The following is a 24,964-nucleotide window of genomic DNA, read 5'->3' as shown; positions in this document are numbered from 1 at the left end:
ATTACGCAACGTTATTGGCGAAATCCGCTTATCCGGACACAACACCCTTCCCGGGCGCTCTGCCGAGCAGGGGTACCCGAGGCGGAAACGGGGAAACCCCGCCACCCACACCTTCCCGGGGGGAAAGTAGGCGGCGGAGACCACAACCGCCGGACGGGTCTCTGCGTTTAGCACAACGAGGCCGGAGCCGGCAGGAAATGCACAGGTGCGCCACACGGCGACCTCTTCAGTCCCTCACGTACCCTGACTGGGTGACCTTGATGCGGAAGCGAGACCACAACCCACTGACCAACGCCGCATCGCTGCTGATCTGTGGGCTGCTGGCCGGCGTGGTGGTCGCCGCTGCCGCGTTCCCCGCAGTGGCGATGTCTGGCCTGGCAGCCAAGGCAGGCGCGGAGACCTTCGACAAGCTGCCCAGCGAGCTGACCGTCAAGCGAGCGCCGCAGATCAGCTACCTGTACGCCGCCGACGGCAAGACCACGCTCGCCGCGATGTACGACGAGAACCGCCGCGACGTCCCGATCAAGGACGTCGCACCGATCATGCGGGCGGCGATCATCGCGGCCGAGGACCACAACTTCTACGAGCACAACGGGGTCGACGTCAAGGGTGTCGCCCGGGCCTTCGTCGCCAACCAGGGCGCCGGCGAGACCACCCAGGGCGCCTCGACGCTGACCATGCAGTACGTCCGGCTGGCCATCGCCTACTCGGCGACCCACCCCGAGGACGTGATCGCCGCCACCGAGGACACCAACGCCCGGAAGCTGCGCGAGATGAAGTACGCGATGCAGCTCACCAAGGAGATGACCAAGGACGAGGTGCTGGAGCGCTACCTCAACATCGCCCCGTTCGGCAACGGCGCGTACGGCGTCTTCGCCGCCAGCCAGGTCTACTTCAGCAAGCAGCCGGCGGACCTCACCATCGACGAGGCCGCCATGCTCGCCGGCCTGGTCAAGGCCCCGACGGCGTTCGACCCGACCACGCCGGGTGGCTACCCACAGGCCGTCGACCGGCGCAACTACGTCATCGACAACATGGTCAAGACCGGGGCGATCACCCAGGAGGAAGCCGACGAGGCCAAGGCCGTCGAGCTGGTCGTCAACGGCAAGCGCGCGCCGAACGGCTGCGTCGCCGCCAACAAGAACCACTGGGGCTTCTTCTGCGACTTCTTCTACCGCTGGTGGATGGAGCAGGAGACGTTCGGTGCCACCAGCTACGACCGGGAGCGGCGGCTCAAGAGCGGCGGCTACCACATCGTCACCAGCCTCGACCTGCAGACGCAGGACGCGGCGAAGAACGCCGTCGAGGACGCGCTGAAGACCGGCAGCAAGCACGCGCTGATGGTGGCGGCGGTCGAGCCGGGCACCGGGTACGTACGCGGTATGGCGGTCAACCGCAACTACAAGCTCGACGACCCGGACAACCCGAAGAACAAGCTCTCCAGCGACCCGAAGAAAGCCGACAAGGGCATCCGGGGCACCTACCCGAACACCACGAACCCGCTGCTGACCGGTGGCGGTGACATCACCGGTTACCAGTTCGGCTCGACGTTCAAGATCTTCCCGCTGGTGGCGGCCCTGGAGAAGGGCTACCCACTGGAGTACACAATCAACGCCAAGAGCCCGTACGAGTCGAAGTACATTGTCGAACGGGGCAGCCCGGCCGCCTGCGCGGGCACCAACAAGTACTGCCCCAAGAACGCCAACTCCAGCATGAACGGCGTACACAACATGTGGAGCGCCTTCGGCGCCTCGGTCAACACGTACTTCGTGCCGCTGCAGGAGCGGGTCGGCGCGGCCTCCGCCGTCGACGTGGCGCAGCGCCTCGGCATCACCTTCCGGGCCTCCAACGACGCCCGGTTCGCCGCCGACCCGGAGGGTGCCAACCAGTGGGGCGCCTTCACCCTCGGCGTCTCCAGCACCACGCCGCTGGAGATGGCGAACGCGTACGCCACCCTCGCCGCCGACGGCAAGTACTGCAAGCCGATCCCGGTCAAGGAGATCCGCGACCAGGACGGCAACAGCCTGGACATCGCCCAGCCGCAGTGCAAGCAGGTGGTCTCCACCGAGGTGGCCCGGGCCGCGATCGACGCGGCGCGCTGCCCGGTCGGCGACAACTCGTCGACGTCGCAGTGCCGGGGCCGCACCGCCAACGGCGTGCGCAGCATCGTCGGGCACCCGGTCGCCGGCAAGACCGGCACCACCGACGCCGAGAAGACCGCCACCATGGTGGTGACCACCAAGCAGCTCGCCGTCGCCGGGGTGCTGGCCGACCCGGACTGGGCCGACACCAACGCCGAGATGAAGCACACGATCGTCAACCCGGCGGTCTACGAGACGCTGCGGGACGCGATGAAGGGCAAGGAGAAGCAGCAGTTCAAGGCACCGAGCGGCAAACTGGTCCGCGGTGAGCAGCGCTCCATCCCGGGGGTGCAGTGTCAGTCGATCGACAACGCCCGGTCCCGGCTGGCCGGTGCCGGATTCGAGGTCGAGGTGGACCGGTCCGGTGCGGTCGACTCCACCTGCCCGGCCGGCACCGCCGCCGGCACCAGCCCGAGCGGCCGCACCATCAAGGGCGGAGTGGTGATCATCCGGGTCAGCAACGGCCAGGGTGCCCAGCCGAGCCCGGGCGACGGTGACGGTCCCGGTGGGCCGGGCAACGGGCCGGGACGTCCCGGTAACCCGGGCAACCCGGACGACTGACTGGCGAAATCTAGTGGCGGGCGGGCACCGATCCACATCGGTGCCCGCCCGTCCGCTTCAACCCCTGCTCGCCCGGTACGAGAACTTCCGAGCCGGACCAGTTGATGTCGAGGTTGCCGAGGTCGCTCTCGGGCTGGTCGTCCTCGTCGAGAGTGCTGAAGGCGGCATGGTAGCAGCCGAACCCGTGGCCGCCGGCCAGGGTCGCGATCGCCCAGCCGCGCAGGTTCTCCTCCAGCTTCTCCGGCTGACGTGGGTCGACGGCGACCCGGATGACTTCGAGCAGGTCGTACGTCTGGTCGCGCGTGCCGGCGCTGTCGATGCGGCACAGCGAGAACCCGTACCGCTCGCCTTCCTCCCTCGTCTTGAGCTCGGTTGAATAGTTTCGGTACTGGGAGATTTCGGGGGCGGCGAATCGCCGATCACGTGGTCGGCTTGCTCCGGGTGTTGTCGTTCCGGGTTGGGGCGGGGGTTCGTGGTGTGGTCGGGCCGCCTGGTCGCGCGTCGGTGTCGCTGTGGTCAGCCGGGTGCCGGGCGGACGGCGGTGAACAGGTTGTCGAACGCGGCCTGCGGATGTCCCGCTGGCGGCCGTCGGTTCTCCCCAACGGCGGCCAGTTAGTTCCCCGCCGTGGGTGGTGTTTCTGGTCAGTTCAGTAATTTCACCCGCTGTCCGGTGGTGGCCTGGTTGAGCCGGAAGCTGTCGCCCTGTATGACGACGACGTGGGCGTAATGCAGGTTCGAGCTGACGGCGAGGCTGCGGCGTTCGTAGGCGGCGTCAACGAGGCGGTAGAAGCCTTCGGCGGCGTCGGGTGAGACGGTTGACATCCTCGCCGCCCTAAACGGCGGCGATTCCAGCCACGCCGCGCGTGATACGCGCGGTGTTCTGGTGGGCTACCGTTTCACCGCGCGGTGCCGGGACGGGTCCCGGTCCTACCCGCGCTCCACGGTCGTTGAAGTCCGCCTGCCCGGCGGCCTTGATGTTGATCGCCGCGTTGACGTCCCGGTCGTGGTGACCGCCACACGGACAGACCCACGACCGCACGTCCAACGCCATCCGCTCGTTGATCCGGCCACAGTCCGAGCACATCCGGGTGGACGGAAGCCACCGGTCCACCCGGGCGAACGGTCCCCCGAGCTGTCCCGGGCGGTCCACGACGCGAACTCGACCGCCCGTACCCACATCCCGAACCCGACCACCGGCGAGTGCCACCGGTGCGGCGGCGTACCCGGCCCCTGCCGGCCGTTCCTGCGGGCGATCGCCATCCTGGACCGGTGGGACCCCAGTAGTGCCCGGCGGATCCGCGCCGTACTCCATCTCTCCGGGCTGATGACCGCCGGATACCCGCGCACGACGACCAGGACGAGTCCGCCGAGTCGTACGGAGCGTCGGACGATGCCTGACGACGAAGCTCTGGTGTGCCCCGGTGATCTGGTGGCGCTGCGGCAGTGCGACCACGTGGACGGCAAGCGCCCGGTCCGGCTCCGAGTCCAGGAGGTCTGGCCCTCCCCGCAGTGGCGTTCGTGGATGCTGCTTCACGGCCGGGGAATCAACGCTGAGGAGCCTGACCGCGACGGCAAGACGGTCAAGGTCCAGGCTGTACAAGGACGAGCTCAACCGGCCGGGCGCGGTCCTCAGCAGGGGCCGTCGGACCCGGCTGAACGGCCGGCCCGCCCGGATCTCTCCCGGGCGGGCCGGCCGGCTTTCAGCGACAGATCAGCGACGAATCACCGATGGGTGACGGTGGCTCACCGGCGCGGTGCCTCGTCGGCGGCGAAGGCGCTGACCCACGCCAGCGCCGAGTTCCAGTTGATGGTGATCTCGTTTGTCGACCAGGCCTCCAGGTTGTCCACGTAGCACAACTGGGGGGCGCAGCCGTGCAGCCAGGACGCCGACAGCGGGTCCTGCAGGCTGGAGTTCGGCCCGCCGGACACCGAGCCGACCGGCGGATTCGGCAGCGTCGAGTCGAACGACCTCGCGTACCAGCGGCTGTGCTGGTTCTTCGCGTCGTTGGTGCCGTACCCGGTGACGTAGGACTGACCGAGGGCGTTGCGGCCCAACAGGTAGTCGAACGCCTCGAACACCGCGTCGACGTACATCGTGTTGCCGGTCAGGTCGTACGCCGTGGCGATCACCACCTGATTGTTCAGGATCGACGCGTTCGATCCCCAGTCGTACAGACCGCTGGCCGGGGTGTACGTCTGCCCGAACCGTTCGGCCTGCTGGAACGAGATCAGCCGGTTCGCCGCGGTCGTCACCCAATGGCGGATCTGCGCCTGCTCGGACAGTCCGCTGCCGAAGCGGGCCAGGTCCAGCTGGGCGAGAGCGGCGACCTGCCCCCAGTAGAAGCCGTTCTGGTTGAACGCCGCCCCCGCAGTGTGGTACGGGTTGGCCCGCACCGCGTCGAGGTACGTCCCGCTGCCGGTGGTCAGGTACAGCTGCGTCGCCGCCCAGTAGAACTCGTCGGTGACGTCGCTGTCGGCGTACGGGCCACCGCCGGAGCGGTCCGCCCTGGGCGCGTAGAGCGTCGGGTTGGCCAGCGCCGCGGCGTAGGCCCGCTGCGCCGCCGACCGCAGCCGGGAGGCGAAGGCCGCGTCGTACGGGGCGTAGAGCCGCGCCCCCTGGGCGGCGACCGCGGCCAGGTTCAACGTCGCCGCCGTCGACGGCCGGTGCAGCTCGCGCTGCTTCGTGTCCTGGTGCGGCAGCATCGGCGGCCCGGTCCACGACTCGTCGTGGACCTTGTGGTGCACCATCCCGGCCAGTGGCAGCCCGTCCGGTACCTGCATCTTCAGCATGAATTCGAGGTTCCAGCGGGCCTCGTCGAGGATGTCGGGCACGCCGTTGCCGCGCTCCGGGATCGCCAGGGTGGAGTCGCCCAGCGGCCCGGACCGACCCACCGCCACGGCCCGTTCCCACGCCGAGAGCAGCTGGTAGGTGGCGATGCCGCCGTTGACCACGTACTTGCCATGGTCACCCGCGTCGTACCAACCGCCGGTGACGTCCAGCGTGTAGTCACATGTCCAGTTGTCCATGAACGACTGCGGGAACTGGCACGGCACCGCAGTGTCGCCCCCGCCCGGCGAGGACGCCACATGCCCGGCCGGGCGGGCGTACTCCGCCCCGGCAATGCCGCCGTCGATCGCGATGCCGCTCCGGTTCGGGTAGAAGAACCGCATCGAGTCCGTTCGCAGTGACGCGTACAGGTCCGTCCGGATGTCGAACGGGTAGCTGGCCTGGCCACCGACCACCAGCTCGAACCGGCCGGTCGCCGTAACCGAGCTGAAGTCGACCAGGTGGACCGAAGCGCCGGCCGAGCCGTCGAAGCCGGCCGGGACGGTTTGCCCGGTCGCCACGTCGCCGCCGCCGACCCGCCGCAGCGTCCAGGACTGCGGGTTCGCCGCGTCCGTCACCAGCGTCGCCCGTTTCGGCCCCTGCGGCAGGTAGCCGTGCTGGTTGACCTTCACCGCCGGACCCCGCTGCGCCTGGTACACGTAGCTGGCACCGTTGAGCGTCACGTCGTCCATGCAGAACTCGTACGCCTGGTCCGACCCGCCGAGGCGGAACTGTACCTGCGACAGCACGTACTCCTGGCTGAAGCTGGTGTTGAAGGTGTACTCGTAGGTCCGCCACGCCCCGCCGGTGACGGTCGGATACTTGACCAGGTACGTCGTGTGGTTCGGGTTGTCGAACGGAGCGATCTGCACCACCAACGGCACCGTCTCGCTGGTCCGCACCCGGAACCGGAACGTGTAGGAGTTCCCTCGTGGCAGGTAGATGCTGTTGTGCCCGACAAGCACATCCCATGGCTTCTCCGATGCCGGGGCGGTCACGCAGAAGACCCCACCGTCCACCTTCGGCGTCATCCCCGCGTTCACCCACCACGGTTTGAAGCTGCCGGTGAAGTTGCTGTTCTGAATCAGCCGGCCAGTCACCTGCGGACGCGGATCACCACCGCTGTACGCCGGCAGCGTCCCCGGCGGAAGCTGCTCCGGGGAGGTCGGTACGCCTGGCTGGCCCGGCCCCTGTTCGCCTGACCCGTAGCGCGGCAGCCGCCAACCGTCGACGCCGCCCTCGACGCTGTCGAGCAGCAGCAGGTCCGCGACCTGGTCGCCATCGAGGTCGCTGAAGATCGCACCGGAGCCACCAGCCAGCGGCGCACCCATCCGGATGGTGCCCAGTGACCGCCAGCCGGTCGAGCTGGTCCACGGGCTGCCGACGTTCTCCCATGCCTGGACCCCGCCAGTGACGTAGTCGACCAGGAGCAGATCCGCGCGGCCGTCCCCGGTGACGTCGGCGAAGTAGACCTTCCCGCCGCCCTGTCCCTGGCCCGGATGCCCGAAGCCGTCAATCCGGCTCCAATCAGCCGGCCCGGGCAGGCCCCACGCGGTGTTCTCCCAGGCGCTCACGGTGTTGTCCGCAGTGACCGTCAGGTAGTCGCTGTCACCGTCACCGTCGATGTCGAGGAAGAAGCGCCGCTCGGCAGCGGCGAACCCGAGGTTGTCCGCGACCTGGCTGCCCGCCGCCCACCGGATGTCGCTGATCGACGACTCACTGCGCCAGGCTTGGATCATCGGGACACCGGTCGGTGACTGGCTGGCCTCGAGGACCGCGATAAGGTCGGCTCGGTCATCGCCGTCGAGGTCGCCGAAGTGGACCTGGTCGGCGTTGAACTGCTCCAGTATGTCCTCGATCGGTCCGGCGTCACTACGCTGCGCCCAGAGCCGCTGGCCGTCCTCGCCACACCCGACGTTCTGCGACAGTTCGGCGCGTCCGGCCGCCGCGACCAGGATCCGGTCCGACAGGCCGTCGCCGTCGACGTCCGCGTACTGCAGTTTGGTCCTCGATACCGTTTCGCCCGAGCTGTTGTCGTTATCGAGCAGATCGAGGCGCCGCTTGAGGCCGTCCTGCATCCGGCCGAGTTCCTGCCACCCGAGCCCAGTGCCGTTGCCGGAGCTGGGGTCGTAGCCGGGGCACTTGCCGGTCGCGAACGTTCCGATCCCGTGCCGGGCTGCGAGCTCCACTGCCTTGCGCAGGACGTCCGCGGCCTCGGCCGTGAACATGTCGGCTGCGTGGCTGACGAGGCTCTTGAGCGAGTTCCACACCTTGAGGCTGGTCTCCCTCAGGAACTTCCCCAGCGCGGCGTACATGGGCCGGACAGTCGACTCGACCAGCTGAATGGCACCGTGCAGGGTCGCGCCGACGAACGCACCGCCGAGCGCGGTCCCGAGTACGTCCGACCACACGTCGCTATTGATCTCCTTGCCGGCGAAGACAGCCGACAGCAACTCCCGTACACCGCCTGCGATGAATCCCGCGAAGGCTCCGCACAGCACCGCGGCCACCGGCGCCTCTGGCGCGAAGAAGGCAACGCAGGTGCCTTCGACGAGCGCCCAGACACCGAAGAAGATCAACGCCAGCGCGATCTTCTTCAGGACGCCGATCCAACTCCACGCGGCCTCGACCTCCGCCTGCGGGATCACTATCACCAGGTGGTTGGCCATCCGGTGAATCTCGCCGTCGAAGTCGATATCCTCGTCCTGCTCCGCGTAGTACCCGATCCCGAACTCGTCCGCCTTTGCGAGGAGGTACGAGCTCAGGCTGGCTCCCGCGTCGCGCGCCTGGTTGGCGTCGTCAACCTGACGTTGCAGGATCTCGCGGAGCTCAGCCTCGTCGCGGGCGGGGGTGAACTCCAGGATCGCGACGATGTCGTCGTCGCGCTCTGCGAACACGCCGAAACTCCCGATGTCCCGGGCGCAACCAATACGTAGCGTGACCTCACCCGGTCCGGTCGCTCCAGCTTCGAGAGCCGATTCACCGAATTCGCAGCCTGACGCGCTCTGCGCCGCGACGGGTCGTGCGTGGCCGGTCACCACCAGCACGACCACCAGCGCGAGCGCAACGCAATAGGTCCATAGTGGTCGACGTCTGGCTCGCAGCCAAACTAGGGTTTGCATCAACTGCAGCACCCAACTCTTCATCGCCGATGTGGCGAACCTGAACAGGAGACGGGGGTGTGACCCGGACGGGCAGCGGACTGCCGCCGGCGGCGATGTGGAGGTGATCCTACGCATCTGTGATCAACCAGGAAAGCGCAGGTCCCGGCACCAGCCCCAGCCACCGCAATGGATGGACTGAGGCCTGGACTCACGAGATCCGGCCCCGAACAACAGCCCCTACCGCTCGGATCCTGAGTGTTCACCAACAGTCAGCATTCACTAGGGATCCACCTGGACGTGGCCCAGAGAGTGGTGACCATACAGCCCTAGGGCGTGTATCAAAGTCGGTCACAGCCACTCGTTGATCGCCGCGACCTGCACGGTCGCCTCGTACCGGACGGCGAGTTTGTCGTAGCGGGTCGCGACGGCACGGTCCAGGTTGACCACCGGGATGCCGGCCTCGGTTGCGCTTGAGCCGGTTGATCCCGCACTCGACCGCGTGGCGCTGCTGGTAGATCTCGGGGTCGAGTGCGGGATCAACCGGGGCACCCGGATTCGGTCGAGGACCGTCGTGAACTGCGGGCTGTCGCCACGCTGCCCACCGGTCAGCACGATTGACAGCGGTTTCTGTCCCTGTTCACAGCCCAGGTGCAGTTTCGTGGTCCGTCCGCCACGGGAACGCCCCAACGCGTGGTCGTCGGGTTCCGACCCGGTACCGCCGGGCGGTTCGGCCTGCAGATCCCCCTTTTACGCGCTCCGGCGGCGTGCTGGTGCGCGCGGCTGATCGTGGAGTCCACGGACACGTCCCAGACGATCCGTCCCGCCGCGTCGGCCAGGGCCTGCAACGCGGTCAGGATCCTGGCCCAGGTCCCGTCGCGCTGCCACCGGCGGAACAGGGCGTACGCCGCCGCCCAGGAGCCGTAGTGGTCGGGGATGTCCCGCCACGGGGCGCCGGCCCGGGTCCGCCACCGGATCGCGTCGATGAGCTGCCGTTTCGTTGATGCGGGCGGTCGGCCCGGCCGGCGTGCGGTGGGCAGGAGAGGCTCCAGGACTGCCCACTGAGCGTCCGTCAGGTCGTGCCGCCTCGTCACCGCTACGCTGGTCACGAGGTCTCCGTGTCGATGGTTCGTCTTGGTCGATAAGCCATCCACCGGAGACCTCGCTGTTTGCCGGGCAGCGACACACCGGAAGTTCGTCACCCGCCCACCTGCTCGGTGAACGTCCGGCGTCGACATCCACCCTGGTCGCAATGCCAGCGGCGTTTGCGCCACCGTAACCGCGTCGCCCGGCTCGCCACGGGCAGATCCCGGGGCCGGGTCGTCACCCAGTCCTTGACCCGCCGGGCCCGCGCACCGCAGTCCGAGCGGCATCGTACCTGCTCATCGGCGGTAGACAGAGCGACCACCGGGACACCGTCGGGGTCCAACCTGACCCGGTCCACCATCCAGGCCCAGCAGCCGGGTCATATTGTTGACCATGCTCGCAGCTCTCCGCTTGTGAACATCCGATCTAGACACTCAGATGATCACCGAAGGGCTGCGAGCCCTCTACGCCAGGGTCACCGTCAACCGCGAACCCCACTCAACTCAGAAGAGCCGTTGAAGGCCAGGCAAGCAACTGCTCCGATGGAGCTTACGTATTGAGTGGCATTCACTGTATCGGGACTGCGGGAGCTACTCGCAGTCCCGATAGGCTTTCAAGTTCGGCACCTATCGCAGCTTCCGGTCAAAGGCCGAGCTGGCGGCGTACCGCGGCTGCCACCCGGCCTCCCTCGGCCTGGCCGGCCACCGCGGCCTGGGCCGCCTTCATGGCCGGGCCCATCTGCGCCTTGCCGGTGAACCCACCCTCGGCCAGTGCGGTGGCGACGATGCCGGCCAACGCCTCGTCGTCGAGCTGACGCGGCAGGTAGCGGTCCAGCACCTCGCCCTCGGCCCGCTCCTTGGCGGCCTGATCGACCCGGCCGGCGTCGGCGAACGCCGCAGCCGCCTCCCGGCGCTTCTTCGCCTCCTTGGTCAGCACGGCCAACGCCTCCTCGTCGGAGAGCTCCCGCTTGGCCTTGCCGGCGACCTCGGCGTTGCCGATCGCGGCCAGCGCCATCCGCAGGGTGGAGGTGGTCAGCTCGTCCCGGGCCTTCAACGCGGCCCGCATGTCAGCGGTCAGGCGGTCCTTCACGGTGCTCATGAGTGGCCAAACTACCCTGGTCGGCATGCGAAAGCGCACCGTATTCCGGCTCGCCGCCGGCACCGCAGCACTCGGCGCCGCCACCCTGGCGTACGCCTCGCTCATCGAGCGCAACATGTTCACCCTGCGCCGGTTCGACGTGCCGGTGCTCGCGCCGGACGCAGAACCGCTGCGCATCCTGCACCTTTCGGACATGCACATGATGCCCGACCAGCGGCGCAAACAGGCCTGGGTGGCGGCGCTGGCCGGGCTGGACCCGGACCTGGTCGTGGTCACCGGCGACAACCTCGCCCACCCGGACGCCGTACCGGGCGCGCTACGGGCCCTGCAGCCCCTGCTGGACCTACCCGGCGTGTTCGTCTTCGGGTCGAACGACTACACCGGCCCGGTGTGGAAGAACCCGCTGAGCTACCTGCTGCCCGAGCGGGACTACCGACCCGGCCCGGACCTGCCGTTCGAGGAGCTGCGCGAGGTGCTGGTCGGCGCCGGCTGGCACGATCTGAACAACCGCCGGGCGTCGTTCAAGGCCGGCGGCCGGCTGATCGACGCGGCCGGTGTGGACGACCCGCACATCGAACGCGACGATTACGCCGCCGTCGCCGGCCCGCCGTCGCCGGAGGCCGACCTGAGTCTCGGCCTCACCCACTCTCCCGAGCCCAGGGTGCTGGACGAGATGGCCGCCGACGGGCTCGACCTGCTGCTCGCCGGGCACACCCACGGCGGGCAGGTCTGCATGCCGTTCGTCGGCGCCCTGGTCACCAACTGCGACCTGCCCCGGTCGATGGCCAAGGGCCTGCACCGGTGGCCGGGCACCGACTCGTGGCTGCACGTCTCGGCCGGGCTGGGCACCCACCCGACCGCGCCGGTCCGGTTCGCCTGCCCGCCGGAGGCCACCTTGCTGACGTTGATCGCCCGCTGATCCAACGCTGACCGAACGTCGACGCAGGTCAGCCTGCGTCAGCCGGCGGCCCAGTGACGCGCCGCCCGTGGGCCGGCGGCGGCGCACCGGGGATACCGGATTTGCCCTGCCGAGCCGGTGGGCTAGTATTGCCCAGCGGACCTCGGGGTGTGGCGCAGTTTGGTAGCGCGCTTCGTTCGGGACGAAGAGGTCGTCGGTTCAAATCCGGCCACCCCGACCAGGTCAAGGGCCATGTCGATCACATCGATATGGCCCTTCGCATGTCCAACTGCGTGTCTGAGCGCCCTGGCTGGTGCAGTCCAGTTTCTCACCTTGCGGCGGATCGCCGGATGAGGCGGTAGCGGGGCGGGGGTGGGTCCGGACGCCCGCGATGCTCGTGTTGGTGTTCACGCACCTGGTTCTCCCAGATCTCCTGGTCGTAGTCGGGGTCGGGCGGGATCCAGCGGTGTGAGCCGTCGTCGTAGTGCATCGGTTCGTCGCCGGGGCGCAAAATCGACATCGACATCACAGCCAGCCGAGAAAACGCCAGTAGAGGTCGCAGCCGTGCCCGGCCGGCAGGTCGGTCATCGCCTCGACCATGTTGGTGGCGAGGTAGACCGACAGGGAGACGCGGGCGTCGGCGTACTCGATCGTGAGTTGTCGCCGGCTGTCGAGGCACGGCCAGGCATGCCCGCAGCCGGCGCAGACCCAGCTCGGGCGGACGGGGACGTGCATGCTCATCCGGCGTTCTCCGGCTGGTCGACGGCGGCGACGTGCACACCGAGGTCGCGCAGCCGGGTGAGCGCGACCTCGGTGCGCCAGCAGCGGCCAGCGGCGGTGAGCGGGTCGCCGCAGGCGCAGCCGTCGGCGCGCGGCGCGTGCCGGTCGACCAGCTCCGTCAGGTGATCGATCTCGACCTGGCGGGGGACGGGGTCAGCCATCGGCCGGCGCGGTGCGGTCGCTGACCAGGTCGCTGCCGGCCGGGTCGGGGTCGACGTCACCCCATACCCGGGTACGCAGCAACGGGCGGTCGGTGGCCGACAGCGTGGTGCCGGCGAAGTCGACGACGTCGAGGTGGGCCAGCGAGTCCCGCAGCGCGGCGGCGAACCGGGCGGCGGCCTCGATGTCAGTGAGCCGGGTCGGCAGGTGGATGGTCCAGCGCGGTTCGTCGCTCACCAGTGGCCTCCGTTGCCGGTCTGCCGCTGATGCTCCGACTGGTAGACGCCGGCGGGCGGGTCGTTGAAGCGGCAGCCGACGTGGCGTTGCCGCCACTGCCGCAGCCCTTCGCGCAGCCGGTCGGCCTCGGCCCGGTCGACGGCGGCCTGCCGGGTGAGCCGGTCCAGCACATCGGCGACCTGCCGCAGGTACGCGTACACCGCCGCCGGGTCCAGCCCACGCCACCGCGTCTCGAACTGCACCGCCCTGACCTGCCACGGCTCCACGAGTACGCCCTGCCGAGGCACCACCCGCCCCCGCCTGCTCCGCTGCTCCATGACTTCTCCTCGCGAACTCGACACCAAACGCTCAGCCAACAGCCAGGGGAGGCCACGCTGATCGACAACTCGCATCTATGGATGAGCCGATTAGTAGTTCGAATCGCGAAGCACAATCGTTCGCCATCCAATGATCATCGCCGCGCTCTACTCCGGTGCGGCAGGACCTGTTTGTAGTAAACGGATTGTCGGCGTCCTCCGGTAGCCTGTGAGGACACTGGACGCGTTGAACGCGTTGAACGCCGGTCCGACCAGGGAGGCTGCGGATGACACGGCAGCAGAGGAAACGCAACGAGCAACTGCGGGAGATGATCAAGGCGTGCCGGTGGTCATACGATGCCTGTGCCGCAGCAGTTCGAGTCATCGCCCGCGAGCACAACGACGACCTGCGATCCTGCGATCGGTCACACGTCGGCCACTGGGTCGCAGGGGTACGGCCAAGTGGTCGAACCCCTCGCTACCTCGCCGAAGCGGTCAGCCGTCGACTCGGTCATCTCGTCTCACCGACCGACCTTGGCTTCGACGTGGACGGTAGCCTGGAAGCCGACCTAGGCGGACTCGACTGGTGGGTGGACGACTGCGCCACCAACCTCGTAACGATCGGGAGGGCCGACTTGGAGCGACGAGCTTTCGCGCTCAAAGCCTTGTACTCGCTGGCTGCGCTCGCGGTTCCTTTCGAGTCCTGGCAGGAGGTCGCAGACCGAGGGCGACGCGCACAAGGCGGTGGGGTCGCGGTAGGCCGCAGCGAGATTGACGCCGTGCGAGACATGCTGGCGGTGTTCAGTCGAGCTGACGAGCGGTTCGGCGGCGGCCACGCCCGTCTTGCGGTCATTCAATACCTTTCGTCAGATGTCGCTGACTATCTGCGCGGCAGGTTCTCGTCCGACTCGGGACGCAGGGCAATGTTCAGCCTGGCTGCGGAGATGACCTACCTTGCCGGATGGAAAGCATTTGATTCGTCCCTGCACGGCCTAGCTCAGCGGTACTACGTCCAATCACTGCGGCTCGCGAATGAAGCCGACGACCGCGCACTTGCAGCGTTCACTCTGCGTGCGATGGCTCATCAGGCTGTTGATCTCGGTCACGGGCAACAGGCGCTCAACCTCGCGGAATCCGCTCTCGGCTGGTCGAAGGGAAGCTCCACCCCGGCCGCCACTGCTCTTTTCGCAATCCTCGTGGCGCGGGGTCACGCGGCAACAGGTGACCGTACACGCACCTCAACGGCGATCTCTGCTGCCGAGAAGCGCCTTGCGGAATCTGCACCGGACGAGGAGCCGCCGTGGATTCGGACCAGCGGTTTCACGGAAACCTCGCTTGCTAGTCAAGCTGGACAGGCCCTGCGGGATCTGGGAGATATGTCGGGCGCCGAGATGCAGCTCCGCCGGTCGATTGCGACTCGAAACTCAGATGTCTACCGCCGTATTCACACGCTGACGTTAGCCAACCTGGGCGACGTGCAGTGCGCGCAGGGCCGTCTCGGCGAGGCAGCCGCGAACTGGAACATGGCCATGGACGCGATGACTGGCGTCAAGTCGGGCCGGGCGCGTGCCGCCGTGAAGAACATGCGAGCGCGTCTGGGTGGCGTTGGCCAGCGCCTACCCTCATTCGCTAAACAACTTGATCAGCGCGGTGCCGCTCTTCTTCGTGATGGGAGTATCCCTTCGGGGACCTGACCAGATGCACGATCTTTTGGATCAAGCAGTACCGCCCGACCCGCCACCGTCCGTATGCGCCCCCGTCAAGGTGTGGCGGGCAGAGCCGCAGCCTGCTCCACAGGAGTGCGGGTAGACGGCACAGGGGAGGCAGGACGAAACAGACGTGATCCGGACTGGTGAGCTATTCGATCACTCACCACTAAGCCACCGCGCCACTTGCCCGTCTCGTCTCTGTATCGGTACTGGAGTTGACCCAGACGTGTCCCGAATGAGGAGCGCACCTGGTTGTACCGGGAAGAAGAATGAACATATCCGGGTCGGGAAGTACAGTAGGCTGCCGCAGCCATGGGGAAGACGAAAGTTGAGGCTAGAAGATCCGCGATCTGCAGGCCCGCGTGGTTGTCGCTGGCCGCAAACAGGGGCACTTCCCGGAGATTCGCGTACGGGTCGCCGCCAGTGCGCCACTTCTGAGTAAAGATGGAGTGCGCCACCCGCAGATTGGTCTGGTGACTACGGCCGTCAGCGATCAGCACCCCCACTTCGTCCTCTTGCTGCATGTATTGACCGAAATGACGGGCAATATCCTGCACCGCGTAACAGTAGCTGGATTCAGCGTCCATGCCGGCGGTCGGCTCCTTGATCCAGACGCGACCAACAACCCGGCAATGGTGCGCCTCGACCAGATCCAGAAGTTCGGTCCGGAATCTATCCGCTTGCCGACGCTTGTTACGAGAATCACTGCGGGTCATTTGCAGAATCTCACTACCCTTCACCTCGACCAGAATGTGGTCAAGTGCGCGACTGGAACTGAAACGACCGGGGAAGTGCCGTCGCTTGAGATCCAGGAAGTCTCGAGTCAGAGCCGGGACGGTAGCCGCATCGAGGATCATGCCGAGTAGCACCATTACAGGCGTGGCGGAAGGGCTACTGTTGGGAGGCTCACAGCCGCCCGACTCATCGAGGTAGCAGAGGTGCAAGATTCTCCCTCAAACGCTAAGGCCGCCCGAAGGCGGCCTTAGGATGTGGTGTTCGGGTTTCCCCTAGGCACCGTTAGAAGAGTTCTGTATCAAGTAGAGCACACTTCGGCTGGCTGCTGCAACCTCAACACTGCGTTCAGTCACAGCTGAGACCAGCGCGGCAGCGTCTGCCGCACGTCAGCGCGTCGGTCACCGACTGGCGGACAGATCCCGGGCGATCAGTTCGGCGATCTGGATGGTGTTCAGCGCCGAACCCTTGCGCAGGTTGTCGCCGGTGACGAAGAAGTCGATGGCCCGAGGGTCGTCCATCGACCGACGGATCCGGCCGACCCAGGACGGCTCGGTGCCGACCGCGTCGATCGGCATCGGGAACTCGGCGTTCGCCGGGTCGTCGACCACGATCACCCCGGGCGCGTTGCGCAGCACCTCGCGGGCACCGTCCGCGGTGACCTCACTGCCGAAGACCGCGTGTACGGCGACCGAATGTCCGGTCACCACCGGCACCCGCACACAGGTGGACGAGACCTTCAGATCCGGCAGGCCGAGGATCTTGCGGGACTCGTCGCGGAGTTTCAGCTCCTCGGTGGACCAGCCGGCGTCGGCGAGCTCGCCGGTGAACGGCACCACGTTGAGCGCCAGCGGGGCCGGGAACGGGCCGAGGTCGTCCCCCACCGCCTGACGTACGTCGCCGGGCCGGGAGCCGAGCGTACGGTCGCTGGCCGCCCTGGTCAGCTGGCTGTGCAGCAGGTCCACACCGAACCGCCCGGCGCCGGAGACCGACTGGTAGCTGGCCAGCACCAGCTCGCGCAGGCCGTACTCGCGGTGCAGCGGGGCGATCGCGACGATCATGGCCAGGACGGTGCAGTTGGCGTTGGAGACGATCCGGCGCGGCCGGCGACGTACCTGCTCGGCGTTGATCTCCGGCACGACCAGCGGTACGCCGGGATCCATCCGGAACGCACCCGAGTTGTCGACCACGGTCGCGCCGCGCCCGGTGGCGACCGGTGTCCACTGCCGGGACACGTCGTCCGGCACGTCCACCATGACGACATCGACCCCGTCGAAGGCTTCCGGGCTGACCTGGTGCACCGGCAGGTCCTCGCCCCGGCAACGCACCAGCCGCCCGGCGGAGCGGGGTGAGGCCAGCAGCCGGATCTCACCCCAGACATTGGCCCGTGAGGTGAGCAGTTCGCACATGACGGCACCGACGGCTCCGGTCGCACCGAGCACCGCGAGGGTGGGCAGCTGGCGTGCCCTGGCGTCAGGCACCGGGGTTCACCGGCCGGTGCCTGCGTAGACCACCGCCTCCTCCGTACCGCCGAGGTCAAAGGCGGCGTGCACCGCGCGTACCGCCGCATCCAGGTCGGTGTCCCGGCAGACGACCGAGACCCGGATCTCCGAGGTGGAGATCATCTCGATGTTGACGCCGGCCTCGGCGAGTGCGGCGAAGAAGTTGGCGGCCACGCCCGGGTGGGAACGCATCCCGGCGCCGATCAGCGACACCTTGCCAACGTGGTCGTCGTAGAGCAGGCCCTTGAAGGCGATCCGCTCCTGTTCCTTGCCCAGCGCCGCCATCGCGGTCGGGCCGTCGGCCTTCGGCAGGGTGAAGGAGACGTCGGTGCGGCCGGTGCCCTCGGTCGACACGTTCTGCACGATCATGTCGATGTTGGTCTCCGCGTTGGCCACCGTCTCGAAGATGCGGGCGGCGGCACCCGGCTCGTCGGGAACGCCGACGATGGTGATCTTCGCCTCGCTCCGGTCGTGGGCGACTCCGGTGATGAGTGCTTGCTCCACGGAAAGATCCTCCATCGATCCGGTCACCATGGTGCCGGTGTTGGTCGAGTACGACGAGCGGACGTGGATCGGCAGACCGGCCCGGCGGGCGTACTCGACGCTGCGCAGGTGCAGCACCTTCGCTCCGCAGGCGGCCAGCTCCAGCATCTCCTCGTAGGTGATCTGCTTGATGTGCCGGGCGTTCGGCACGATCCGGGGGTCGGCGGTGAACACCCCGTCGACGTCGGTGTAGATCTCACAGACGTCGGCCTGCAGCGCGGCGGCGAGCGCCACCGCCGTGGTGTCCGAACCGCCGCGGCCCAGCGTGGTGATGTCCTTGGTGTCCTGGGACACGCCCTGGAAACCAGCCACGATCGCCACCGCGCCCTCGTCCAGGGCGCCCTGCAGCCGCCCCGGGGTGACGTCGATGATCCGGGCCCGGCCGTGCACCGAGGTGGTCAGCACACCGGCCTGCGAGCCGGTGTAGGACCGCGCCTCGTAGCCCAGGTTGTGGATGGCCATGGCGAGCAACGCCATCGAGATCCGCTCGCCGGAGGTGAGCAGCATGTCCAGCTCCCGGCCGGGCGGCAGCGGGCTGATCTGCCCGGCGAGGTCGAGCAGTTCGTCGGTGGTGTCGCCCATCGCGGACACGACCACCACGACGTCGTCGCCGGACTTGCGGGCCGCGACGATCCGCTCGGCGACCCGTTTGATGCGCTCGGCGTCGGCGACCGAGGACCCGCCGTACTTCTGCACCACCAGTGCCACGGCGGTCCACTCCCCTCCAGCTGCTGCCAACCTGCCCGCATCAGGGTACCGGCGTCCGGAGCCCGTGCAGACAGCCGTTCCCACGATCCGGCCGGGCGCGGTCACCGCCCGTGTCCGTCCGGGGCGGCCGGTCGTCCGGGCGGCCCGGTCCGCGACACGCCGACGCCCCGCCGTCGGGCCAAAAGGCCCCAGCTCGTCAGCGGGCCGGCGACGGAAATCAGCGTGTCCGTGGGCCGCCGGGCCGAGAAACCCGACCGGGTACGCAGAATGGGCGGATGCATTCCCGGGGTCCCGTAGCGTCACGAAACTCGCCTGCCGCGCTGGCCTGCGTGGCGTTCGTCACGTTGTCCCTGCTGGGCTGCGATTCGACCGATCCGGTGACGTCGCCGCAGGGCACGCCGACCGGCGAGCAGTCGCCGTCGGCACCGGGGAGCGCTGCGCCGGCGGAGCCACGGGCGCAGCTGGCGGCGGCGGCCGCTGCCGCCAGCGACCTGCGGATGACGGCGTTCTACACGTTGCAGACCCCGGGCCGGCCGGACCGGACGGTGGCGGTGACCCTGGCCGAGGACGGCGGGTGGCGGGTGGACATTCCGGGCGGAGCCCCGGGTGGCGCGGGCGGTACGAGCGGCACGGGTGGTACGGGCGACGTCGCGATGGCGCAGAACGCCGACGGCCTGTTCCGGTGTGCGCTGCCGTCGGCCGCCAACCCGGTGACGCCGTACTGTGTCCGGCTGGGCGACCCGGACGCCGCGGTCGAGCCGGCGCTCGACCCCCGGCTGCACCACCTGTTCGCCGGCTGGCGTGCGGTGCTGGCCGACCGGCGGGCCCCGCTGGCGGTGTCGGTGACCGAGCCGCTCGACGGCGTCGACGGCACCTGTTTCTCCGTGGAGTCCACCACGACGTCGCTGCAGCCGCCGCTGGACGTCGGCATCTACTGCTACCGCCCGGACGGCATCCTCACCGGCGTGCGCTTGGAGCTCGGGACGCTGCTGCTGGCGGGCCAGCCGGGCACCGCCCCGCCGTCGATCACGCTGCCGGGTCCGGTGACCGCCGGCGTGCCGCCGAACGGTGCCGGTACCCCGCCGGTGAGCAGCGGATCCACGGCCGGCACCGGCTGACATCCACAGCTGGGCTTTGCCAACCCGCGATGATCACGTAGGGTGAGAGCTGTCATGTGGCAGGCGCTTCTCCTTCGCTGCCGCGACGAGGCCCCCGAGGCCGGCACCTCGTCGCGGAGTTGACTCGCGCCGCCTTGACCCCATCCGCGCCCACGCTGTCCAGCCGCTCCGGCACCACTCGCCGCACCTGTGCGGGCGCGCCGCCCAGCTGACCGGCCCGGCCGGCGCCCTTCCCGTACCGACGCGCAGACCGCGACCAACTGGTCGCCGGGACCTGCGGGCCGCCCCGGACCGGGTGCCGGCGACGGTCGGCGGACGCGACAGCGCGGGACCTTCCCAGACCAGGAGATCGCACCATGGCACAGCCAACCGCCGGCCCAGCACGCCAGTCCGTCCACGTCCAGCCCACCAACGACCCGATCCCCACCGGCCAGCCCGCTGCTGGCCCCGTCACCACTGATCCGATCGCCCGACAGCAGCCGAGCCGGATGGCGTACCGGCGCTATCAGCCCTACCACCAGCAGTTCGCCATCGACGTACCCGACCGGCAGTGGCCCACCCGCCGCATCGTGCAGCCGCCCCGGTGGTGCGCCGTCGACCTGCGCGACGGCAACCAGGCGCTGATCGACCCGATGTCACCGGACCGCAAACGCCGGATGTTCCAGCTGCTGGTGCAGATGGGCTACAAGGAAATCGAGGTCGGCTTCCCGGCGGCCAGCCAGACCGATTTCGAGTTCGTCCGGCAGCTGATCGAGCAGGACCTGATCCCCGACGACGTCACGATCCAGGTGCTGACCCAGTGCCGGGAGCATCTGATCGACCGGACCTTCGAGTCGCTGCGCGGCGCGAAGCGGGCCATCGTGCACTTCTACAACTCGACGTCGGTGCTGCAGCGGCGGGTGGTCTTCGGCCTGGACAAGGCCGGGATCACCGACATCGCCACCACCGGGGCGCGGCTGTGCCAGAAGTACGCCGAGATCCACACCCCGGACACGGACATCTTCTACGAGTACTCCCCCGAGTCGTACACCGGCACCGAGCTGGACTACGCGCTGGAGGTGTGCAGTGCGGTCATCGACGTGATCGCGCCGACCCCGGACCGGCCGCTGATCATCAACCTGCCGGCGACTGTCGAGATGGCCACCCCCAACGTGTATGCCGACTCGATCGAGTGGATGCACCGGCGGTTGCCGCAGCGGGAGAGCGTCGTGCTGTCGCTGCACCCGCACAACGACCGGGGCACCGCGGTGGCCGCCGCCGAGCTGGGTCTGCTGGCCGGCGCGGACCGGATCGAGGGCTGCCTGTTCGGCAACGGCGAGCGCACCGGCAACGTCGACCTGGTCACCCTGGGGCTGAACCTGTTCAGCCAGGGCGTCGACCCGCAGATCGACTTCAGCCAGATCGACGAGATCAAGCGGGCCGTCGAGTACTGCAACCAGCTGCCGGTGCACGAGCGGCACCCGTACGCCGGGGACCTGGTCTACACCGCGTTCTCCGGCTCCCACCAGGACGCCATCAAGAAGGGCTTCGACGCGCTGGCCGCCGACGCCGACGCGGCCGGTGTCCAGGTCGACGACCACTCGTGGGGGGTGCCGTACCTGCCGATCGACCCGCGTGACGTGGGGCGCACCTACGAGGCGGTGATCCGGGTCAACTCGCAGTCCGGCAAGGGCGGGGTGGCGTACGTGATGCGCCAGGAACACAACCTGGACCTGCCCCGGCGGCTGCAGATCGAGTTCTCCGGCGTGGTGCAGGCGGTCACCGACGACTCCGGCGGCGAGATCGAGCCGCAGCGGATGTGGGAGATCTTCGCCGACGAGTACCTCGGAGGTCAGCGGACCGAACCGGCGGTGGCCCTGGAGTCGTACGCGACGAGCACCGTCGACGGCAAGGTGGAGGCGACCTCGGTGGTCGTGGTGGACGGCGTCCGACACACCCTGGACTCGGCGGGCAACGGCCCGATCGACGCGTACGTCAACGCGCTGCAGGCGGTGAACGTCGGCGTGCGGGTGCTGGACTACCACGAGCACGCGCTCTCCGCCGGTGGCGACGCGCAGGCGGCGGCGTACGTGGAGTGCGAGGTCGGCGACCGTACGGTCTGGGGCGTCGGGCTGGACTCGAACATCGTGATCGCCTCGGTGCGGGCGGTGACCAGCGCGGTGAACCGCAGCCGGCGCGCCGGCTGAGCCGGCGGCACCGAGCCAAGATCCACTATGGTTCCGGCGAAACGCCGGGACGGCGGGTGCCTGGCGCTGACCGCCGGGCACCCGCAAGCTAAGCAGGTGCGAACCCCTTTTCGACAGCGTCCCTGGACCATCCGATTCGACCCGCGCCGGGCGGCGGTCGCGGTAGCCGCCGCCCTGGCGCTCGTCGCGACCGCCGGCTGCGAGTCCGTCGACATCACCCTCGGCTCCCCCACCGCCGCGCCGCCCGACGGGTCGGCGGACGGCTCCGGCGACGGCTCCGCTGATCAGGCGTCCGCGCTGCTCGACCAGCTGACCGTGGCGTCCGCCGGCTCGATGCGGGGCTACAGCCGGGACCACTTTCCGCACTGGAGCTCCGCCGGCAGCAACTGCGATGTCCGGGACACCGTGCTGGAACGCGACGGCACGGCGATCGAACTGGACGGCTGCAACGTGGTCGGCGGGCAGTGGCTCAGCGCGTTCGACGGCGAGTCCTTCACCGACCCCGGCGACCTCGACATCGACCACATCGTCCCGCTGGCCAACGCCTGGCGCTCCGGTGCCGACGAGTGGGACGACGACCAGCGCCGCGAGTTCGCCAACGACCTGGACCGCCCGCAGCTGATCGCGGTTTCCGCGTCGACCAACCGGGCAAAGGGTGACCAGGACCCGTCGCAGTGGAAGCCGCCGAACCGGGACTACTGGTGCCAGTACGCCCAGGACTGGATCACCGTCAAGCACTACTGGGAGCTGTCGGTCACGGAGCCGGAGAAGGCGGCGCTGGCCGACATGCTGGCGACCTGTCCGTGACCGCGACCGGTCCCCGGACAACGACCGGTCGGTGACGGCGGTACGGGCTGCCGACGACGAGACGACAGGAGCTGACCATGGGCGAGCCGGTGGAGTCGAGCCGCACCCGGGACATCGTCGCCGGGCCGGGCGGGGTGATGACCGACGAGGTCGGTGTGATCACCGGCGAGTTGACGCTGCGCACCGAGTTCGCCGCCGGCCAGGTCACCCTCCGCGTGCAGTACAAGGATGCCGCGGAGTGGTACGTGGTGACCGGCGGCCGGGCCGACCTGGCCGACCCGGCCGGCCTGGACGCCGTACACGCCATCGCGGTCGGCCTGCTGCACCGCCCGGACGGCTGAACCTGCGGTCGACCCGTACGGCAGCGGCTCGCGCGAGGGGCCGGACGGCTACGGCAGCGGTTCGTGCGGGGCGGAGACGGTGGCCGGCGCGGTGCCGGCACCGGCGGGGGCGACTGCTTCCGGACTCGTCCGGTGTGGGCGCAGCGACCCGGCGGCGATCTGCTCGGCCCAGTGGCAGGCCACCCGGGACGGGCCGATCTCGCGCAGCACCGGCCGCTCGTCGGCGCAGCGGGTCGGCTGCGCCCACGGGCACCGGGTGTGGAACCGGCAGCCGGCCGGCGGGTTCGCTGGCGACGGCAGGTCCCCGGCCAGCAGGATCCGCTCCCGGCGGTCCTCCACCTCCGGGTCCGGCACCGGCACGGCGGACAGCAACGCCCGGGTGTACGGGTGCAGCGGCTCGCGGTAGAGCTGGTCCCCGGGTGCCTCCTCGACCAGCGCGCCGAGGTACATGACCCCGATGGTGTCCGAGATGTGGCGGACCACCGCCAGGTCGTGGGCGATCACCAGGTAGGTGAGGCCGCGTTCGATCTGCAGCTCGTCCAGCAGGTTGATCACCTGGGCCTGGATCGACACGTCCAGGGCGGAGACCGGTTCGTCGGCGACGATCAGCTCCGGGCCGAGGACCAGCGCCCGGGCGATGCCGATCCGTTGCCGTTGGCCGCCGGAGAACTCGTGCGGGTAGCGGGACAGCGCCCAGCGGGGCAGGCCGACCGCATCGAGCGCTTCGCCGACGATCCGCCGGCGCTCGGTGCGGTCGGCACCGATGTCGTGCGCCTGCAGTCCTTCGACCAGGATCGACTCGACGTTCTGCCGCGGGTCCAGGCTGGACATCGGGTCCTGGAAGATCATCTGGAAGCGGCGGCGCATGGTGCGGAGTTTGGCCGCCGGCAGCCGGTTCAACGTCACCCCGTCGAAGACCACTTCGCCGCCGGTCGGCGGGGTCAGCTGCAGGATGGCCCGGCCGAGCGTCGACTTGCCGCAGCCCGACTCGCCCACCAGGCCGTACGTCTCGCCCCGGGCGATCCGCAGGTCCACCCCGTCGACCGCCCGGACGTGCCCGACGACCCGATCCAGCAGGACGCCCCGGGTGATCGGAAAGTGCACCTTGAGGTCGCGGACCTCGACCAGTGGCTCATTCACCGGCGGCCTCCCCCGTGTCGTCGGTCTCGGGCGGATTGACACAGCGGAACGCGTGCCCGTCCGGCTCCCGGCGCAGCTGCGGCGCGGTGCCGAGGCAGGCGTCCACCTGGCGGGCGCAGCGCGGCGCAAAGGCGCAGCCGTCCGGCCAGGGCAGCAGGTCCCGGACCGAGCCGGGGATGGGCCGCAGCCGCCGGCCGTGGCCCGCGTCGAGCCGGGGAATCGAGCCGAGCAGACCCACCGTGTACGGGTGGCGCGGTGCCGCGAACAGGGGCCGGCGGCGGGCCGTCTCGACCACCCGGCCGCCGTACAGCACGTTGATCGTGTCGCACATGCCGGCCACCACCCCCAGATCGTGGGTGATCATCACCAGTGCGGTGCCGGACTCGCGGACCAGGTCCTTGAGCAGTTCCAGGATCTGCGCCTGGATCGTCACGTCCAGCGCGGTCGTCGGCTCGTCGGCGATCAGCAACCGGGGTTGGCAGGCGACCGCCATCGCGATCAGCGCCCGCTGCCGCATCCCGCCGGAGAGCTGGTGCGGGTACTCCTTCAACCGGCGGGTGGGGTCCGGGATGCCGACCCGGTCCAGCAGGTGCTCGGCTTCGAGCCGGGCGGCCTCGCCGCGCATTCCCCGGTGCCGGACCAGCACCTCGGTGACCTGCACCCCGATCGGCACCACCGGGTTCAGTGAGGAGAGCGGATCCTGGAAGATCATCGCCACGTCGCGGCCCCGTACGTCCCGCATCGCCCGGGGATCGAGCTGCAGCAGGTCGGTGCCGTCGAACGCGGCCTTGCCCTGGACCCGCACGCCCTTGCCGGCCGGCAGCAACCCCATGATCGCCAGCGAGGTGACGCTCTTGCCGCAGCCGGACTCGCCGACCAGCCCGGTCACCTCACCGGCGTCGACCGAGAAGGACACCCCGTCGACGGCGTGCACGGTCCGCTGCCCCCGCCGGGCGAAGGTGACCGCCAGTTCATCCACGTCGAGCAGCGCCAT

21 protein-coding genes, 1 tRNA gene and 2 pseudogenes are annotated in these 24,964 nt (G+C 69.1%); 9 read left to right on the top strand and 15 right to left on the bottom strand.

Annotated elements, in window-relative coordinates:
- Positions 1 to 260: 260 nt before the first annotated feature.
- Both O7553_RS29405 and O7553_RS29400 read left to right on the top strand, forming a co-directional pair.
- Positions 261 to 2,702, top strand: coding sequence for a transglycosylase domain-containing protein (locus tag O7553_RS29405; protein ID WP_281552774.1), 2,442 nt, complete (start codon positions 261 to 263; stop codon positions 2,700 to 2,702).
- 40 nt (positions 2,703 to 2,742) lie between these two features.
- A complete protein-coding gene (locus O7553_RS29400; RefSeq protein ID WP_281552773.1) occupies positions 2,743 to 3,078 on the top strand; it encodes a hypothetical protein in 336 nt (111 codons plus the stop codon).
- Positions 3,079 to 3,344: 266 nt separating this feature from the next.
- Here the strand turns inward: O7553_RS29400 and O7553_RS29395 are convergent, their stop codons facing one another.
- The 5 genes and pseudogenes from O7553_RS29395 to O7553_RS29370 all read right to left on the bottom strand — a co-directional run bounded on the left by O7553_RS29395 (position 3,345) and on the right by O7553_RS29370 (position 10,814).
- Positions 3,345 to 3,524, bottom strand: coding sequence for a hypothetical protein (locus tag O7553_RS29395; protein ID WP_281552772.1), 180 nt, complete (start codon positions 3,522 to 3,524; stop codon positions 3,345 to 3,347).
- Positions 3,525 to 4,445: 921 nt separating this feature from the next.
- Positions 4,446 to 8,426, bottom strand: a complete 3,981-nt coding sequence (locus tag O7553_RS29385) for a glycoside hydrolase family 9 protein (protein WP_281552770.1) — start codon at positions 8,424 to 8,426, stop codon at positions 4,446 to 4,448.
- A gap of 555 nt (positions 8,427 to 8,981) precedes the next feature.
- Positions 8,982 to 9,739 (bottom strand): annotated as a pseudogene (locus O7553_RS29380) (IS5 family transposase).
- Positions 9,740 to 9,828: 89 nt separating this feature from the next.
- Positions 9,829 to 10,077, bottom strand: a complete 249-nt coding sequence (locus tag O7553_RS29375; RefSeq protein ID WP_281552769.1) for a transposase family protein — start codon at positions 10,075 to 10,077, stop codon at positions 9,829 to 9,831.
- A gap of 281 nt (positions 10,078 to 10,358) precedes the next feature.
- Positions 10,359 to 10,814, bottom strand: coding sequence for a GatB/YqeY domain-containing protein (locus tag O7553_RS29370; protein ID WP_281552768.1), 456 nt, complete (start codon positions 10,812 to 10,814; stop codon positions 10,359 to 10,361).
- 25 nt (positions 10,815 to 10,839) lie between these two features.
- On the opposite strand from O7553_RS29370, the gene O7553_RS29365 reads away from it, so the two are divergent.
- Both O7553_RS29365 and O7553_RS29360 read left to right on the top strand, forming a co-directional pair.
- On the top strand, positions 10,840 to 11,733 hold the full coding sequence (locus O7553_RS29365; protein WP_281552767.1) for a metallophosphoesterase: 894 nt from the start codon (positions 10,840 to 10,842) through the stop codon (positions 11,731 to 11,733).
- A gap of 143 nt (positions 11,734 to 11,876) precedes the next feature.
- A tRNA-Pro gene (locus O7553_RS29360) sits at positions 11,877 to 11,953 on the top strand.
- An 87-nt stretch (positions 11,954 to 12,040) separates the two neighbouring features.
- Here the strand turns inward: O7553_RS29360 and O7553_RS29355 are convergent.
- From O7553_RS29355 to O7553_RS29335, 5 genes are read right to left on the bottom strand one after another with little or no spacing between them, the layout of a single operon-like run.
- Positions 12,041 to 12,232, bottom strand: a complete 192-nt coding sequence (locus O7553_RS29355; RefSeq protein ID WP_281555796.1) for a hypothetical protein — start codon at positions 12,230 to 12,232, stop codon at positions 12,041 to 12,043.
- A 5-nt stretch (positions 12,233 to 12,237) separates the two neighbouring features.
- Positions 12,238 to 12,453, bottom strand: a complete 216-nt coding sequence (locus O7553_RS29350; RefSeq protein ID WP_281552766.1) for a flavin reductase — start codon at positions 12,451 to 12,453, stop codon at positions 12,238 to 12,240.
- On the bottom strand, positions 12,450 to 12,653 hold the full coding sequence (locus O7553_RS29345; RefSeq protein WP_281552765.1) for a hypothetical protein: 204 nt from the start codon (positions 12,651 to 12,653) through the stop codon (positions 12,450 to 12,452). Before O7553_RS29345 ends, O7553_RS29350 begins: the two co-directional genes overlap by 4 nt.
- On the bottom strand, positions 12,646 to 12,888 hold the full coding sequence (locus O7553_RS29340; protein ID WP_281552764.1) for a hypothetical protein: 243 nt from the start codon (positions 12,886 to 12,888) through the stop codon (positions 12,646 to 12,648). Before O7553_RS29340 ends, O7553_RS29345 begins: the two co-directional genes overlap by 8 nt.
- Positions 12,885 to 13,205 (bottom strand): DivIVA domain-containing protein, encoded by a 321-nt coding sequence (locus tag O7553_RS29335; protein WP_281552763.1) that lies wholly within the window; start codon positions 13,203 to 13,205, stop codon positions 12,885 to 12,887. Before O7553_RS29335 ends, O7553_RS29340 begins: the two co-directional genes overlap by 4 nt.
- Positions 13,206 to 13,471: 266 nt before the next feature.
- On the opposite strand from O7553_RS29335, the gene O7553_RS29330 reads away from it, so the two are divergent.
- Entirely contained in the window at positions 13,472 to 14,878 is a 1,407-nt protein-coding gene (locus O7553_RS29330) for a Tat pathway signal protein (protein WP_281552762.1), read from the top strand.
- Positions 14,879 to 14,943: 65 nt separating this feature from the next.
- Here O7553_RS29330 and O7553_RS29325 read toward each other — a convergent pair whose 3' ends face one another.
- The 3 genes from O7553_RS29325 to O7553_RS29315 all read right to left on the bottom strand — a co-directional run bounded on the left by O7553_RS29325 (position 14,944) and on the right by O7553_RS29315 (position 18,378).
- Entirely contained in the window at positions 14,944 to 15,837 is an 894-nt protein-coding gene (locus O7553_RS29325; RefSeq protein WP_281552761.1) for a DUF3800 domain-containing protein, read from the bottom strand.
- A 189-nt stretch (positions 15,838 to 16,026) separates the two neighbouring features.
- Positions 16,027 to 17,106: an aspartate-semialdehyde dehydrogenase gene (locus O7553_RS29320; RefSeq protein WP_281552760.1), complete on the bottom strand. Its 1,080-nt coding sequence runs from the start codon at positions 17,104 to 17,106 to the stop codon at positions 16,027 to 16,029.
- Between the two features lie 6 nt (positions 17,107 to 17,112).
- Positions 17,113 to 18,378, bottom strand: a complete 1,266-nt coding sequence (locus O7553_RS29315) for an aspartate kinase (protein ID WP_281552759.1) — start codon at positions 18,376 to 18,378, stop codon at positions 17,113 to 17,115.
- Between the two features lie 329 nt (positions 18,379 to 18,707).
- On the opposite strand from O7553_RS29315, the gene O7553_RS29310 reads away from it, so the two are divergent.
- The 4 genes and pseudogenes from O7553_RS29310 to O7553_RS29295 form a co-directional block, all read left to right on the top strand.
- Positions 18,708 to 19,496, top strand: coding sequence for a hypothetical protein (locus O7553_RS29310; protein ID WP_281552758.1), 789 nt, complete (start codon positions 18,708 to 18,710; stop codon positions 19,494 to 19,496).
- Between the two features lie 488 nt (positions 19,497 to 19,984).
- Positions 19,985 to 21,682, top strand: coding sequence for a 2-isopropylmalate synthase (gene leuA, locus O7553_RS29305; RefSeq protein WP_281555795.1), 1,698 nt, complete (start codon positions 19,985 to 19,987; stop codon positions 21,680 to 21,682).
- 129 nt (positions 21,683 to 21,811) lie between these two features.
- Positions 21,812 to 22,489 (top strand): HNH endonuclease family protein, encoded by a 678-nt coding sequence (locus tag O7553_RS29300; RefSeq protein WP_281555794.1) that lies wholly within the window; start codon positions 21,812 to 21,814, stop codon positions 22,487 to 22,489.
- Between the two features lie 98 nt (positions 22,490 to 22,587).
- Positions 22,588 to 22,830 (top strand): annotated as a pseudogene (locus tag O7553_RS29295) (hypothetical protein); the annotation flags it as partial.
- 48 nt (positions 22,831 to 22,878) lie between these two features.
- Here O7553_RS29295 and O7553_RS29290 read toward each other — a convergent pair.
- Positions 22,879 to 23,970, bottom strand: coding sequence for an ABC transporter ATP-binding protein (locus O7553_RS29290; RefSeq protein ID WP_281552757.1), 1,092 nt, complete (start codon positions 23,968 to 23,970; stop codon positions 22,879 to 22,881).
- Positions 23,963 to 24,964, bottom strand: a complete 1,002-nt coding sequence (locus O7553_RS29285; RefSeq protein ID WP_281552756.1) for an ABC transporter ATP-binding protein — start codon at positions 24,962 to 24,964, stop codon at positions 23,963 to 23,965. The genes O7553_RS29290 and O7553_RS29285 overlap by 8 nt, the downstream gene beginning before the upstream one ends.

The sequence above is a fragment of the Solwaraspora sp. WMMA2059 genome (assembly GCF_027497315.1).
GTDB lineage: Bacteria > Actinomycetota > Actinomycetes > Mycobacteriales > Micromonosporaceae > Micromonospora_E.
Note: the sequence above shows the minus strand (reverse complement) of the source record. Positions and strands in the feature narration are given on the sequence as shown.

What these genes read in the sequence shown, in the direction of transcription:
- O7553_RS29405 (WP_281552774.1), top strand. Translation starts at nt 261, where the DNA reads ATGCGGAAGCGAGACCACAACCCACTGACCAACGCCGCATCGCTGCTG.
- O7553_RS29395 (WP_281552772.1), bottom strand. Translation starts at nt 3,524, where the DNA reads ATGTCAACCGTCTCACCCGACGCCGCCGAAGGCTTCTACCGCCTCGTT.
- O7553_RS29375 (WP_281552769.1), bottom strand. Translation starts at nt 10,077, where the DNA reads ATGGTGGACCGGGTCAGGTTGGACCCCGACGGTGTCCCGGTGGTCGCT.
- O7553_RS29370 (WP_281552768.1), bottom strand. Translation starts at nt 10,814, where the DNA reads ATGAGCACCGTGAAGGACCGCCTGACCGCTGACATGCGGGCCGCGTTG.
- O7553_RS29365 (WP_281552767.1), top strand. Translation starts at nt 10,840, where the DNA reads ATGCGAAAGCGCACCGTATTCCGGCTCGCCGCCGGCACCGCAGCACTC.
- O7553_RS29355 (WP_281555796.1), bottom strand. Translation starts at nt 12,232, where the DNA reads ATGTCGATTTTGCGCCCCGGCGACGAACCGATGCACTACGACGACGGC.
- O7553_RS29350 (WP_281552766.1), bottom strand. Translation starts at nt 12,453, where the DNA reads ATGAGCATGCACGTCCCCGTCCGCCCGAGCTGGGTCTGCGCCGGCTGC.
- O7553_RS29345 (WP_281552765.1), bottom strand. Translation starts at nt 12,653, where the DNA reads ATGGCTGACCCCGTCCCCCGCCAGGTCGAGATCGATCACCTGACGGAG.
- O7553_RS29335 (WP_281552763.1), bottom strand. Translation starts at nt 13,205, where the DNA reads ATGGAGCAGCGGAGCAGGCGGGGGCGGGTGGTGCCTCGGCAGGGCGTA.
- O7553_RS29330 (WP_281552762.1), top strand. Translation starts at nt 13,472, where the DNA reads ATGACACGGCAGCAGAGGAAACGCAACGAGCAACTGCGGGAGATGATC.
- leuA (WP_281555795.1), top strand. Translation starts at nt 19,985, where the DNA reads ATGGCGTACCGGCGCTATCAGCCCTACCACCAGCAGTTCGCCATCGAC.
- O7553_RS29285 (WP_281552756.1), bottom strand. Translation starts at nt 24,964, where the DNA reads ATGGCGCTGCTCGACGTGGATGAACTGGCGGTCACCTTCGCCCGGCGG.